General features: G+C 74.3%; 13 protein-coding genes and 1 pseudogene. 4 read left to right on the top strand and 10 right to left on the bottom strand.

The features are described from left to right. Positions 1–39 precede the first annotated feature (39 nt). The 9 genes and pseudogenes from OJ254_RS31105 to OJ254_RS19620 all read right to left on the bottom strand — a co-directional run bounded on the left by OJ254_RS31105 (position 40) and on the right by OJ254_RS19620 (position 8305). Positions 40–201, bottom strand: a complete 162-nt coding sequence (locus OJ254_RS31105; protein WP_341483627.1) for a hypothetical protein — start codon at positions 199–201, stop codon at positions 40–42. Then, positions 198–1193, bottom strand: a complete 996-nt coding sequence (locus OJ254_RS31110) for a hypothetical protein (protein WP_341483628.1) — start codon at positions 1191–1193, stop codon at positions 198–200. The genes OJ254_RS31105 and OJ254_RS31110 overlap by 4 nt, the downstream gene beginning before the upstream one ends. After that, on the bottom strand, positions 1166–1960 hold the full coding sequence (locus tag OJ254_RS31115; protein ID WP_341483629.1) for a hypothetical protein: 795 nt from the start codon (positions 1958–1960) through the stop codon (positions 1166–1168). The genes OJ254_RS31110 and OJ254_RS31115 overlap by 28 nt, the downstream gene beginning before the upstream one ends. After that, on the bottom strand, positions 1885–3378 hold the full coding sequence (locus OJ254_RS31120) for a lipopolysaccharide biosynthesis protein (RefSeq protein WP_341483630.1): 1494 nt from the start codon (positions 3376–3378) through the stop codon (positions 1885–1887). Before OJ254_RS31120 ends, OJ254_RS31115 begins: the two co-directional genes overlap by 76 nt. A 161-nt stretch (positions 3379–3539) precedes the next feature. Beyond that, the gene (locus tag OJ254_RS19600; protein WP_265363360.1) at positions 3540–4346 is read right to left on the bottom strand and encodes a polysaccharide deacetylase family protein; all 807 of its coding nucleotides are present in this window, start codon (positions 4344–4346) and stop codon (positions 3540–3542) included. After that, positions 4343–5410: a glycosyltransferase family 2 protein gene (locus OJ254_RS19605; RefSeq protein ID WP_265363361.1), complete on the bottom strand. Its 1068-nt coding sequence runs from the start codon at positions 5408–5410 to the stop codon at positions 4343–4345. The genes OJ254_RS19600 and OJ254_RS19605 overlap by 4 nt, the downstream gene beginning before the upstream one ends. A 28-nt stretch (positions 5411–5438) precedes the next feature. Next, positions 5439–6253: pseudogene (locus OJ254_RS19610) on the bottom strand (glycosyltransferase family 2 protein). A gap of 486 nt (positions 6254–6739) precedes the next feature. Beyond that, a complete protein-coding gene (locus OJ254_RS19615) occupies positions 6740–7834 on the bottom strand; it encodes a GNAT family N-acetyltransferase (protein ID WP_265363362.1) in 1095 nt (364 codons plus the stop codon). Positions 7835–7873: 39 nt separating this feature from the next. Next, the gene (locus tag OJ254_RS19620; protein WP_265363363.1) at positions 7874–8305 is read right to left on the bottom strand and encodes a hypothetical protein; all 432 of its coding nucleotides are present in this window, start codon (positions 8303–8305) and stop codon (positions 7874–7876) included. 218 nt (positions 8306–8523) lie between these two features. On the opposite strand from OJ254_RS19620, the gene OJ254_RS19625 reads away from it, so the two are divergent. From OJ254_RS19625 to OJ254_RS19640, 4 genes are all read left to right on the top strand, one after another. Next, positions 8524–9234: a YoaK family protein gene (locus OJ254_RS19625; protein WP_265363364.1), complete on the top strand. Its 711-nt coding sequence runs from the start codon at positions 8524–8526 to the stop codon at positions 9232–9234. Between the two features lie 157 nt (positions 9235–9391). Continuing rightward, positions 9392–10198 carry an SGNH/GDSL hydrolase family protein gene (locus OJ254_RS19630; RefSeq protein WP_265363365.1) on the top strand — a complete coding sequence of 269 codons (807 nt, stop codon included), beginning with the start codon at positions 9392–9394 and terminating at the stop codon, positions 10196–10198. Between the two features lie 285 nt (positions 10199–10483). Further along, positions 10484–10747: a hypothetical protein gene (locus OJ254_RS19635; protein WP_030415749.1), complete on the top strand. Its 264-nt coding sequence runs from the start codon at positions 10484–10486 to the stop codon at positions 10745–10747. Between the two features lie 194 nt (positions 10748–10941). After that, positions 10942–11670, top strand: coding sequence for a TetR/AcrR family transcriptional regulator (locus OJ254_RS19640; RefSeq protein ID WP_265363366.1), 729 nt, complete (start codon positions 10942–10944; stop codon positions 11668–11670). Positions 11671–11746: 76 nt separating this feature from the next. Here OJ254_RS19640 and OJ254_RS19645 read toward each other — a convergent pair whose 3' ends face one another. Next, positions 11747–13024, bottom strand: coding sequence for a type ISP restriction/modification enzyme (locus OJ254_RS19645; protein ID WP_265363367.1), 1278 nt, complete (start codon positions 13022–13024; stop codon positions 11747–11749). Positions 13025–13216: the final 192 nt, after the last annotated feature.

Raw genomic sequence — 13216 nt, forward strand, 5'->3', positions numbered from 1 at the left:
ACATCGTGACAAAACGCTGGACCAGCGACGCCAGGAACGTCAGCAGCAGCGGTACCGCGAACCAGAAGAGCGCCTGGAGCCGCCGGCGTTGCCGGAGCGTGGGGGAGGGGCGGAGGCGCGCAGCAGTTCGCGGGTGGTGAGCACCGCCAGCAGGGCGAGCAGTGCCAGCGCGCCCAGCACCGACCAGCGGGTCCAGGTCACCCGGGGGCCGGCGGGGCCCGGGTGGGGGCGGGGGCCGTGCCCGGCGGGCGCTGCCGCAGTGTGTAGAGCGCGGCGTGCGCGTTGCCGAGCACCCGGCGGAGGTCGGGGCGCCGGTCGAGGGCGGTGCGCAGCCGCTGCTCCCAGCCCCGCGGGTACGCCGAGTCCAGCCGCAGCGACTCCGCCTGGCCGTGGTTGACGATCAGATACGACTGCGGACCGGCCTTCCGGAGGGCGGTGACGAGCGGCGCCACCCCGGCCGGGTCGCGGGGCGCCGGGGTCGGTACGTACGCCACCCGCTCCATGTCCTTGGCGCCCCAGGGCATCGCCGGGGTGACGCTGTTGACCGGGTCGTCGCTCAGCCACAGCAGCCGCACCGTCGGGCGGTCGTGCGCGTAGACGTAGTCCATGGCGGCCACCTCGCCCGGCCGGACGCGCTCGAAGGGCTCGTTGCCCCACCGGGCGACGAGGAAGCCGCCGGACAGGAGCAGACCGGTCAGCAGCGCGGCGAGCGGGCCGAGGATGCCGGGCCGGACGGCCGTACCGTGCGGGAAGAAGGCGAGGGCGGCCAGCGTGCAGGCGCCGGGCAGGGCGAACAGGAAGACCCGCAGGGCCATTTCGCCGCCGTACGACTGCAGGCCGAAGGCCAGGAACGGGACGAAGGCCAGGGCCAGCAGGGGGCGTTCGGTGAAGCCGGCCGCGCGCCGGCGCAGGACGCCCCAGCAGGCCAGCGCCAGTACCCCGCCCGCCAGCGCCACCCGGGTGTAGAGGACGAGCTGATGGGTGGGGTCGCCGCCGGCGATCCGGTCCGTGACGGACGAGGTGACGTTGGCGCCGACGCCGCCCAGACCGCCGAACAACTCGTCGAAATGGCCCGACCAGTAGGGCTCGGCCAGGAACCCCACCCACCCCGCGACCAGCACCCCGAGCAGCAGCGGCAGCCCGGACAGGGTGCAGCGGCGGGCGATCACCAGGGCGGTGAGCACCCCGAGCATGACGAAGGGGTGAGCTGATGGCCCGCCACGGACGCGGTGAAGAGGGCCAGCAGGACGGCCAGCAGGATCACCCGGTGGCCGGGGCCGGCCGGCAGGACGGCGGCCTCGCCCGGGCGGCGGCGGCCGGGCTCCCCGTGCGGCGCCCGGAACCACACCAGCAGGATCGCGACGAAGCAGAGGTGGAGGAGGTAGGTGAACCCCTGGGGGGAGAAGTAGTCCTGGCCGACCCAGCCGCACAGCACGAACAGCCAGGCCGCGCACCACTTCGCCCGCCACCCGGCCCGTACCGCCTTCAGTAGGAGGAACAGCGGTGCCAGGTACAGGAGTTGGAGGACGAGCGGCCACCAGCGGAGGAGCGCGGTGAGGTCGGTGACGCCGCACGCGCCGGCGAGGAACTGCGCCCCGGCGAAGAAACCGGGCCAGCTCCAGCGCGCGTCCAGGTCCGGTACGGCCGCCCCGGTCCGGGCGAGGTGGTCCAGGAATCCCAGGTGCTGCCAGGCGGTCGGGAAGCGCGGTTCGGCCTCCAGCACGGCGGGCAGGGCGTGCAGCGCGACCACCGTCAGCAGGAGGACGGACGTGAGCAGTGCCCGGTGCTGCCGGGGGAGCCGGAGCGCCGCGGCGAACGCGGCCACCAGCAGGGCCGCCCCGGCCAGGGTCGCCCCGGGCAGGACGGAGATCAGGCCGAGGCCGTTCATCCGGTCCAGGGCGGTGTCGTCCGTGCCGCGCAACGGCAGCCAGAAGAGGGCCACGGCGGCGGCCAGGAGCACCCAGACGAGGGCGGTGACCACCCGGCCCGTGCGGCGCCGGGTGCGGGCCCGGCCGCGGCGCGCGGGCCCGGTCCGCTGAGCGGGACTCGGGCGTACGGCCGCCTCCCGCGGTATGCCGTACGCCCCGTCGCCCAGGTCCCCGTAGGCCGCCAGGTCCGCCAGATCGCCGTCCGGGGCGCGGCCGTCCGGGGGACCCGGCACGGCGGCGCCGGGGCGGTGCCGCCGCGCAGCACCCGCCGGAGCCGCGGCGCGGCCAGCGCGACGATCACCGTCAGACTGCCGACCTCGGCGATCCCGGCACCGGTCAGACCCCGGTGCGGCAGCAGCACCAGGGTCAGCCCGAGCACCAGGACGCACAACAGGCCCTGGAGCGCGGCCAGTCCGGACGTGCGGCTGCGGGCGCGCAACACCGCGAAGTGCACCTCCATCACGACCCGCAGCGCGGCACCGACCGCGTACCAGCGCAGCAGCGGCGTCGCCGCCCGTGCGTACCCGGGGCCGAACACGCCCAGGATCCACGGCGCGAAGAGGAACAGGCCGAGGCAGACCGGGAGCATGATGCGGGCCATCCGGCGCAGTGCGGCCCGGGTGTGCCGGGCCAGCTCCGCCGGATCGTGCGCCCCTTCCACGGTCAGTGAGGCGCCCATGTTGAGGGCCAGCAGATTGACCGTGCCGCCGATGGTGGTGGTGACGTAGAAGTACGCGTTGTCCGCCGCGTCGACCTGCGAGGCGACCAGCACCGGGACGAGGTAGACCACGGCGAGGGAGAAGAGCGAGCCGGTGGAGTCGCCGGCCAGGAAGCGGGCCAGTTCGCCGGGCGACGGCGGCCGGGCGGTCCGGTGGGTGGCCCGTACGTGACGCGGGATCAGCCGCCGGAAGACCAGCCAGCCCAGCGGCAGCACCGACACCGCGATCGCCGCGACCCAGGACACGAAGACCCCGGCGGTCGGGAACGCGGCGGCGAGGACGACCAGCAGCCCCAGCTTCACGGTGGAGAAGGCCAGATTGCCGGCCGGCACCCAGGAGGCGCGGCGCAGCCCGGTCAGCACGCCGTCCTGGAGGGTGAGCACCGACCAGGCCACCACCGCCACGACGAAGCCGAGGCCGGCCAGCGGGCCGTGCAGGAAGTGATACGAGGGGCCCCAGAGGCCGAGGGTGAGGAGGAAGCCGATGGCGGCGAGGGCCACCACCACCGCACTGCCGGTGTAGGTGTGCCGCACGAGCCGGCCGGTGGTGCGGCCGGCGACCGGCAGGAAGCGGGCCAGCGCACCGGTCAGAGTGACCGCCGTCAGCCCGGCCAGCAGCTTCATCGCGGCGATCGCCGCCGACCCCTGACCGACCGCGGACTCGGTGTAGTAACGGGCCGCGACCAGCCAGAACCCCAGGCCGAGCAGACCGGAGACCCCGGTGTTCAGCATCAGCGCATAGGCGTTGCGGAACAGCGGACTGCCCGGCGCGCGGCCGGCGGACCCCCGCGCCTCGGTTCCGGGGCCGGGCGCTCCGCGGCCCGGGTGGTCGTGTCAGACACCGGCGTGGCTGCTCCTTCTTCCGCCGCGGCGGGGCCACGACGGGCTCGGCGTCAGGACCCCGGCGGACACGGCCGCACCGCCTGACGGGCCCGGCGGACCACCGCGTAGCCCTTGGTGAGCACCCGGTCCGCGGCGTAGGCACGGACCAGCCCGCGGCCCTCGACGAGCCGGGCGAACTCCTCAGTGCCGGTACGCCGCCGCACGGTCAGCCGGGCCAGCGCGTACGGGCCCTGCGCACGGGCCGCGAGCGCGTTGCCGACCGCGAGCGCCTGCCGGAAGCCGAGCCCGCGCACCGTGCGCCGCACCCGCCGGTCGGAGTGGCCGTAGGGGTACGCGAAGGATTCCGGCGCGGTGCCCACCTCTTCGGCGATCAGCTCCCGGCAGCGCAGCACCTCGTGCCGCAGCCGCCGGTCGTCGAGGCCGTCCAGCGGGGGATGGCCGTGGCTGTGCCCGCCGATCTCCACACCGGCCGCGGCCAGTTCGCGCACCTGCCGCCAGTCGAGCATGGTGTCCGGCGCGTCCCCGGTGTCGTACGGGCCGCGCAGCCAGCCGGTGGAGAGGAAGAGGGTGGCCGGGAAGCCGTACCGGGCGAGGGCGGGCAGGGCGTGGCGGTGGACGCCCTCGTAGCCGTCGTCGAAGGTGATCAGCACCGGCCGGTCCGGGAGCGGGCCGCCGCGCCGCCAGGCCGTGGCGAGGGCGGCGGCCGTCAGCGGGGTGAAACCGCCGTCGGCGAGCGCGGCGAGCTGCTCGGCGAACGCGTCGGGGGTGACGGAGAGCGCCCGTACCGCCGGGGTCGGGGCGAAGGCCACCGCGTGGTACATGAGGATCGGCACTCTCGGAGGGCGGTCGTCGCTCATACCGCCGCCTCCTCGTGCGCGGCGGTCACGGCTGTCGTGCCGTCGTCGGCGAAGGTATCAACTCCCTTGTTCTGCCGGGTACTTGATGCGTTTCGGGTGCGGAGGGTGCCCCGCGCGTAGCCGGCCGCGGCGGCCGCCGTGCCGGCCAGGATCGCGCCCGCCCGGGCGGCCCCGCCCGGCCGCCCGAGCAGCGCGTCGCGCAGCCCGCGCAGCACGCCCACCGGCAGCACCCGGGCCGTGTGGCGCCGCTCGGCCGCCAGCCCGTCCCGGGCGCCGACGCTCCGTGTCACCAGCGCCTTGGACAGGCCCTCCGCGTACGCCCGGCGGCGGAAGTAGCCGAACCGCTGCCGCTCGGCCGGCACCCGGTGGTGGATCACCGCCCGGTCGTCGATCAGCAGCACCGCGTCCGGGAGGGTCCGGCTGATCCGGATGCACAGTTCGGTCTCCTCGCAGCCCAGCGGCCGCCGGTCACCGTCCCGCCCGATCCCTATCGGGAACCCGCCGACGAGGTCGAAGGCGATCCTGCGGAACGAGGCGTTGCCGCCGAGTACGTTGCGCACCCGCACCTTCCCCGGCGGCAGACCGCGGTACGTGCAGCCCACCACCCAGTCGAACTCCTCGGGGAACCACACCGGACGGCGGCCGGCCGCCCACACCGGCTCGGTGCGCCCGCCGACCGCCAGCACCGCCGGGTCCGCGTAGGCCGCGGCGAAGTGGCGCAGCCAGTCCCGCTCGGCCACCGCGTCGTCGTCGAGGAACGCGATGATCTCGCCGTCCGCCGAGGCGATCCCGGTGTTCCGGCCCGCGGACAGCCCGCGGGGGCCGGAATTGGCCATGATCAGCACGGGGACCGGTGGCGCACCGGGAGCGGGCGCGCCCGTGCGGGCGCCCCCGAAGTGCTCCCGGAGCCGGTCGAGCAGCTTCGCGTGGTGGTCGACCACCAGCAGCACCTCATGGGCGGGGTGGGACTGGCCGTGGACCGAGGCCACCGCGGCCAGGATGTCGTCCCAGCGGTCCTCCGTGTGCACGCAGATGACGACGGAGAACCGCAGCGCCGGTCCCACCGCCGGTCCGGCCACCGGTCTGCCGGGGTCATCGGGCCTCCCCGGTGAGCAGCGCCGGCCGGGGCACCCGTTTCCGCCCGGCCCCCCGTTCGCGGGCGATGACCTTCAGCACCCGCAACCCGTCGCGGACCGCCCGCAGATTGCTGTCGCCGTGGATGCGGGGGTACTCGTGACTGGGATCTCCTGCACCCGCAGGCCGGCCTGGGCCACCCGGATGTTCATCAGCGTCTCGACCTCGAACCCCGCGCAGTCCAGGGCGAGTGGGTCCAGGCAGCGGCGCCAGAAGGCGTTGTAGCCGTAGCACAGGTCGGTGTAGCGGGACCCGAACTTGGCGTTGACGAGGGCGGTCAGCATCCGGTTGCCGAGCCGGCGGATCCACGTCATGTCGTCCGTGCCGCCGCCGTTGGCGAACCGCGAGCCCTTGGCGAAGTCGGCGCCGGACACCAGTGCCGAGACATAGCTGACGATCTCGCCGCCGTCGGCCGAGCCGTCCGCGTCGACCATCACGATGATCTCGCCGGTGCACGCCGCGAACCCGCTGATCAGCGCGTCCCCCTTGCCCTTGCCGCGCTGCGGTACGACGGTGACGCCCGGCCACAGTTCGCGGGCGACCCGTACGGTGTCGTCGGTGGAGTTCCCGTCGACCAGGACCACTTCGTGGATCCAGTCCGGGAGGGTCTTGAAGACGTGCGGGAGGTTCGCCGCCTCGTTCATCGCCGGGATGACGACGCTGACGGGCGGAGCGATGGCCAGGTGTGAGGAGACGGGACGGTAGACGGCCTGCTCCGGCAGCAGCGTCAGCGGCGGTTCGTCCGCATCGGCCGGGCGAAGGAACGCACTCATGGGTTGTTTTCCCTCTCGTCCGGTGGACCGCCCGCCCCCGGGCGGTCCGTGCTGAGATCCGGGTCCGACAGGGGGTTCGCACCCCGTCCGGCACGGCGCGGCGCACCGTGCGGACAGGGCGAGCCGATATGCGTGACCACGAAAGCGCGGCTCGTGACCGGGCCCCGGCAGACCGCGGTCGGCCGGCGAGGACCAGGTGCACCAGACCCCCCACCGCGCACCGCACCGGACGCCGCCGCCCCCTGCTCCTCCCCCGGAACAGCACGGCGGTGATCGTTCGATGCGGCTGGAAGTGCGTCGGAAATGAAGTGCGACGGAATGGACGAGGAGGACTCTAAGGCAAGACGTTGCATGTCAAATACCCTTTAGGGCAATTGGCCACCACGTACTGATGTACGCCTGTATTCATGCACCGGCGTACGCCCTTCCGAGTCTTGGGAAAAGGCCGCGGAATACCGGGCCGAAAGGCCCTTACGGGTGCCGGAATCAGCGCCCGGTCCGGAGCCGCCCGACCCGCTTGAGCAGGCGGTCCGCGGGATCGAACCACTCGGGGCGGGCGAGCACCGCATTGCGCAGCGCACGCACCGGCGCGCGCCGCGCCCAATGCACCGCTGCGGCCGGATGCCGGCGCCTCACCCACCCCTCGGACACCACGAGTTCACGGGTTTTGAGAGAATCCTTGTAATCCTTCGCGCCGCGCCCCAGATCGAGATATCCGAGCGACTCCGCGGCCGCCGCCCGCACCATGCCCAGATGCAGGACGAGCCCTGGCGAATATTTCGCGAACTGCGGGTCGTACGCCGGGAACCAACAGGCGAGGACGGAATCCGAACGCAGCCCGAAATGCGCCGCGACCGGCCGCTCCCCGGCGTACAGCACCGACAGCAGCCCGGTGCACGACTCGGTACGCGTGTGGAACAGCTGCTGCACCAGCCGCACGATCCGGGGGTGCGCGAAGCGGTCGCTGCGGCCGGTCCTGCGGTACTGCGCGGACTTCCACCGCAGCAGTGTCACGAGCGCCGCCGGGTCGCGCTCGTCGTGGACGTGGCGCACCGGCCCCAGGTCCCGGCCGAGCCGGCGCTCCTTGGCCAGGGTGGTCCGGGCGAACTTCGGCGACCGTGCCCGCAGCCCGGCCAGATACGCCTCGAAGCCCTGGTCCACGTCGATGACCGGCGAGGCGAACCGTCCGAACGAGCGGGTTTCGAAGGCGTCCTGGCCCGCCACCAGGTGGTCGAACTCCAGCACCGACAGCCCGCAGGCCCGGAGCAGTTCCCGGGCGTCCCACCGCAGTCCCGGGCGGTGCACCAGCCCCTGCGCGTCCGACAGGCCCAGCCCGATCGCCCGGCCCACCCCGAGCGCGGACCGCTGAAAGGGGAGGAACCCGGCCGGGCGGCCGTCCTCCCGCAGCACCGCGATCCGCACGCCGCTCCGGCAGCGGCCGACGGCCAGCGCGAAGGCGGGGGAAAGGAACGGGTTCGCCAGCTGCGGCGCCCCGGCCGCCCGCGCTCCGGTCTGCAGGGCGGCCCAGGCGTCGCGTTCGGCCCCGGTCAGCTCGCCGGGCCGGTGCACCGTGATCTCCATGTCCGTGCGCTCCCCCTGTTCTCCGGTGCGTCCGTACGGTCAGCCCGTACGGCGTGGGCGTGCCCGGCCGGTCCGGCGCCGTACCGCGCAGCCCAGCAGCAGCGCCCCGCTGAACGCCGCCACGGCGAGCACCCCGCCGCGCACCGACCACAGATGCAGCGCCAGCATCACCTGGGACACCAGCAGGTCGACGGCGAGCGCCCCCGCGCCGGCCACCACCGCCCGGCCGAGCGGATCCATCCGGCCGAGCGCCACCGCGAGCGCGCCGGCCGGTGCCATCAGGAGGAAGAACAGCGTGAACGGCGCGCGCAACGGCGAATCGAGACCGGTGAGCGCCAGCACCGCCCCCATCGCGCCGGCCGCGACCGCGGCGCCCAGGGCCAGCGAGCGGGCCACGCCGCCCGGCGGCGCCTGCGGCACGGTCGGGGACGGCTCGTACGGGCCGTCCCCGCGGATGGTGTCCGTCTGCATGAGCGGCTCTGCCCTCCCCCGGCCGGATGCCGGGCTCAATGTCGCGTAACGCCCGGAGCACCGTCAAGGCGCGAAGAAGGCCGGAAACAGCCGCAACCCGGGCGGTGGGAGGGGCCCGACGGGCCGCCCACAGACGGCGCAATGACCGTGGCCGGGGCGGGGCCCGCGGAGACTGGGGCGAGACCGCGCGGGTGTGCCCGCGGGAAGGAGCCGGGCCCGTGGAGCCGCCGAGCGGAATCGCCCTGACGGCGATCATGGTGTGCCTGACCGTGATCACCGGCGTCGTGGACGCGGTCACCTTCCTGACGCTCGGTCAGGTCTTCTCCGCCATGCAGACCGGCAACCTCCTCTTCCTCGGCTTCGGTGTGGCGGGCCAGGGCGGACTGCCCGTGCTGGCGACGGCCGTCTCGCTCGGTGCCTTCGTCCTGGGCGCGGCCCTCGGGGCCCGGTGGGAGTCCGGACTGGCCGCGCGGGAGCAGTCGTGGTTCCCCGCCGGCCTGTTCACGGAGGCGGCCCTGCTGGCCGTCGCGGGGGCGGTCGCCTGGGGGATGGATCCGGTCCCCGGACTGCCGCCGGGCCGGCGCTACGCGGTCATCGGGCTGATGGCGCTGGCGATGGGCATGCGCAACGTCACCGCCATGCGGTCCGCCTCGCCCGACCTCACCACCACGGTGGCGACCCGCACGATGACGGCGCTGGTCAGCGGCTCGGTGCTGGGGCACGACAAGCGGCTGGGATACGGCGGGCACACGGTCGTCCGGCGCCTGCTGTCGGTGGGCGCGCTGTTCGCGGGCGGTCTGCTCGGGGCCGAGCTGCTCGGCCTGGGCACCCGGCCGGCGCTGGTGATCCTGCTGGTGGCGGTGTTCCTGGCGGGCACCGCGGCGGTGGTGCCCGCACTGGTCAGGTGCGAGCACCACGCCGGGGGCTGACGCCCCGCCAGGGGCAGAAGCAACGACATGGCGGTGAACATCCGCCCGGATCGGCACATTTACCGTGAACATGAAACGACTTTTGGCATGGACACTTCCGGTTACCCGCGAGTCTTGCTACGACGGATGTGGCAGAGATCCTGCTAAGGGAGGTTCCATGAGACTGTCCCGATTCGCGGCCTTGACGTCCGCCTTCTTCGTCACCACGGCGCTCGCGCTCACCGGCGCGAGCGCCGCTGCGTCCGCCCAACTCCCCACCGCAACCGGCTATGTGGCACTCGGCGACTCCTACTCCTCCGGCGTCGGGGCCGGCAGCTACGACAGCGCCAGCGGCTCCTGCAAGCGCAGCAGCAAGGCGTACCCGGCCCTGTGGGCCGCCGCGCACTCCCCCTCCTCCTTCCAGTTCACCGCCTGTTCCGGCGCCCGAACGGGTGATGTTGTCAGCGGACAGCTCGGACCGCTCAACAGCTCCACGGGCCTGGTCAGCATCACCATCGGCGGCAACGACGCCGGATTCGCCGACACCATGACGACCTGTGCGCTCCAGGGTGAGAGCGCCTGCCTGGCCCGGGTCGCGCAGGCCAGGACGTACATCGACAACACCCTCCCCGGCAAGCTCGACACCGTGTACAGCGCCATCTCCCAGAAGGCCCCGGCCGCGCACGTGGTGGTCCTGGGCTATCCGCGCTTCTACAAGATCGGCGGAAGCTGCATCGCGGGCCTCTCCGAGAAGTCCCGCACCGCCATCGACGCCGCGGCCGACGACATCAACGGCGTCATCGCCAAGCGGGCCGCCGACCACGGCTTCGCCTTCGCCGACGTCAACACCACCTTCGCCGGCCACGAGCTGTGCTCCGGCAGCGCCTGGCTGCACAGCGTGACCTATCCCGTCGACGAGTCCTACCACCCGACCTCGGCCGGCCATTCCGGCGGCTATCTGCCGGTGTTCGGCTCCGCCGCCTGAGGAACCGCACCCGGGGGCGCGTCCCGGGCGCCGGGGAGTGTCCGTGAGATCCCGGTCTCTCCCCGGCGGATCCGGCGGCCCGTCAGCTGTCCGGAAGCCCTCCCTCCGGAAACTTCCGCTCCGTCAACTCCCCCTGGGACACGGCCTGTAGGTGACATTCCGTATGGTGTGCGTCAACGTCATGGCGAGGCAGGTGAATCCGTTGACCGGTCTGCACGCGTGTCCTCCAAGAGAGATAGGGTTACCCTGCCCGGGCCGGGTGCCCTCGTAAGGGTGGGGAGAGTCATGGAACAGATAACAGTGCGTAGCAGGGCCAGAGTCCCTGCGATCAATTGCGGGAGCGGTGCGTCCAGTGCGCGCCTCGACCGCCACCTCGCGGTGCTGGGTGGCCCCGCCATCCCGCAGCGGGAGGCGGAAGGCGCGACCTCGCTGATGCAGGAGCTCACGGCGCGCGACCACCTGCGGACGAGGAACGGCCGCGGCGCCAGGGTGTCGCTGTTCGCACCGCTGCGCAGGCTGCGGCGCTCGCTCTTCGGCGGACACGGCTGAGCCGTTCGTCACACGGCACCTCGGGCGGCCGGCCCGTCCCCGCCCGGCCGGTCCGCTCCCGACCACCCGTCACGACGTGACGGGTGGTTTTTTCGTGCCCGCCCGCCCGCCGCAGCGCACCGGGACCTCCCGCCGGCACCGCCCCGCCCCGCGTACCGCGCACGTCACTAGGATGGTGACGAGGTGATCGATCCATGGCAGCAAGCGGCCGCGCGGCCGTACCCGAGGTGATCTGGGCGCGCCCCGAGCGGGCCGGCCGCGGCCCCCGGCCCGCCTTCACCCGTGACGAGATCGCCGCGGCCGCGGTGCGGATCGCCGACGAGTCCGGGCTCGCGGCGGTCTCCATGCGGCGGGTGGCGACCGCGGTCGGCTGCGGCACCATGTCGCTCTACAACTACGTCCCCGGCAAGGACGATCTGATCGACCTCATGGTCGACCTGGCCGTCGGCGAATACCGGCTGCCCGACCGCCCGTCCGGCGACTGGCGCGCCGACCTGCTCCACCTCGCCCGCCAGGCACGCGCGATGATGCGCCGGCACCCCTGGCTGCCGGGCGCCGTGCTGTCCCACACCTCCCTCGGGCCCAACGCGCTGCGCTACATGGAGCACTGCCTCGCCGTACTGGAGGACTCCGGGCTCGATGACGCGCTCAAGCTCGAACTGATCTCGATGCTCAACGGCACCGTCATCGCCATGGCCTCCGCCGAGCAGGCGGCCGCCGAGCGCGCCAAGGAATCCGGCCACAGCCCGGAACAGCGACAGGCGGCCCAGGCCGGCTACCTGAAGTCGGCGGTGGCCACCGGGCAGTACCCGCTCGTCGCCCGGGTGCTGGCCGGCAGCGGACCGGTCGGCGACCCGGACGAGGTCTTCGCCCGGCTCATCGGCCGGGTCCTCGACGCCTACGCGGGCCCGGCGGCCGGGTAGCCGCGGGCCGGGTGCCCACGGCGGCGAACGGGCACCGGCGAACGGGCACCACCCAAGGGCCACCGGCGCACGGCGGTCACACCAGGGCGAACTGCCCGTCCGGGCCCTCCTCGTGGTGGTCCAGCACGGACGCCGGGCGCCGGGCCGAGGACGGCGGGGGCAGCACGCCCGCGGCACGCAGCTCGACGGCCGGCAGCTGCGGCGCGTCCGCGGCGGCCGCCGCCAACTCAGCTTGTTCCGGCACCAGTTCGGCCATCAGGGCCAGGACGGTGATCAGCTCCAGCAGCTCCGAGGTCCACTCCCGCGGCCAGTCCGCGGGGCCCAGTGCGGCCAGCGAACCGGCCTCCGGCGGTGTCGCCGTACCGTCCTCCGCCCCGCCGGTGCGGCCGGCGAACCAGTCCGCCAGCACCCGCACCCCGCCCGCCGAGAAGTCCCAGGCGCCCTGCGGCACCGGGGAGATCCGCCCGCCGTCGCCGAGCAGCAGCGCCTCGTCCGCCGGCTCGTACGCCAGGGTCCGCGGCAGCCCGCGGGACGGGAGCGCGGCGCGGACGTACGGGCGGCGGCCGCCCGGCATCCGGGGCCGCCCGCCGGGTCCCGCGCAGCCCTCGGGCGGGCCGTCCCCGGGCACGTACGCGCCCCGGGTGGACAGCCACAGCAGCCGCTCGCCCAGCGCCACGCCCCGCGTCCACACCCCGGCATCGGCGGTCAGCGGCACCACGGCGCCGTCGGGGGAGTGGCGGGCGCTCGCGGCCACCCAGGCGAGCAGTTCGGCCGGGTCCACCGGGCGGTCCAGCCGGCGGGCGAGCAGGGCGAGCAGCCCGGGGGCGAGGTTCGGCTCACGGCCGCCGGGCCGCCGGTAGAGCGGGTGGATCCGGCCGGGACGCCCGGCCGGTGACCGCCCGTCGGGCAGCAGCGCCGCGCACACCACCGCGGGCCCGGACGGCTGCGGCAGCCGGCCCGGCTCGACCGCGTACAGCTGCCGGGCGTCCGCCACCCGCCACAGCTCCGGCCGGGCCGCGTCGATCAGCCGGTGGTCGGGCAGCAGCCACTGCTGGTCGAACGGGCCGTGCTGGATCCGCACCGGCTCGGGGCACGGGCCGTCCGCGCGGTACAGCCGCCCGGTGGCGGTCCGCTGGCCCGGCAGCTGGCCGACCGCGGAGTACAGGGTCCGGGCCCGGGACGGCCGGAACAGCCGCTCGCGGGCCGCGGTGTCCTCGGCGGCCACCAGCGCCCGCCAACGGGCCCGCAGGGCCGCCGGATCCGGCGACCGGACCCAGGAACGGCCGAGCCGCAGCGGCGCCACGGACCACGGCATGAGATCGGACAGCCGTGGCGCGTCCTGCTTCGCCGTCACGCGGAGCCCCTCCCGGACCGTTCGGTTGACCCCGGCATGGTAGCGACGGCTCCCGCCGGTCCGCCCGGCCGGCCGGGCCTGATCCACCCTCCGGGGCGATCCCGACGCGGTCTTCCGCTTACTGATCTTGGCGGAGTACGGTCCTCGCCGTACGCCCGACGCCGCGGTGCGGACGTCGTCCTCCCCCGTGCC

The sequence above is a fragment of the Streptomyces endophytica genome, assembly GCF_026153355.1.
Taxonomy (GTDB): domain Bacteria; phylum Actinomycetota; class Actinomycetes; order Streptomycetales; family Streptomycetaceae; genus Streptomyces; species Streptomyces endophytica.

What these genes read in the sequence shown, in the direction of transcription:
- OJ254_RS19640 (WP_265363366.1), top strand. Translation starts at nt 10,942, where the DNA reads ATGGCAGCAAGCGGCCGCGCGGCCGTACCCGAGGTGATCTGGGCGCGC.
- OJ254_RS19620 (WP_265363363.1), bottom strand. Translation starts at nt 8,305, where the DNA reads ATGCAGACGGACACCATCCGCGGGGACGGCCCGTACGAGCCGTCCCCG.
- OJ254_RS31120 (WP_341483630.1), bottom strand. Translation starts at nt 3,378, where the DNA reads ATGCTGAACACCGGGGTCTCCGGTCTGCTCGGCCTGGGGTTCTGGCTG.
- OJ254_RS19600 (WP_265363360.1), bottom strand. Translation starts at nt 4,346, where the DNA reads ATGAGCGACGACCGCCCTCCGAGAGTGCCGATCCTCATGTACCACGCG.
- OJ254_RS31110 (WP_341483628.1), bottom strand. Translation starts at nt 1,193, where the DNA reads ATGCTCGGGGTGCTCACCGCCCTGGTGATCGCCCGCCGCTGCACCCTG.
- OJ254_RS19615 (WP_265363362.1), bottom strand. Translation starts at nt 7,834, where the DNA reads ATGGAGATCACGGTGCACCGGCCCGGCGAGCTGACCGGGGCCGAACGC.
- OJ254_RS19635 (WP_030415749.1), top strand. Translation starts at nt 10,484, where the DNA reads ATGGAACAGATAACAGTGCGTAGCAGGGCCAGAGTCCCTGCGATCAAT.
- OJ254_RS19630 (WP_265363365.1), top strand. Translation starts at nt 9,392, where the DNA reads ATGAGACTGTCCCGATTCGCGGCCTTGACGTCCGCCTTCTTCGTCACC.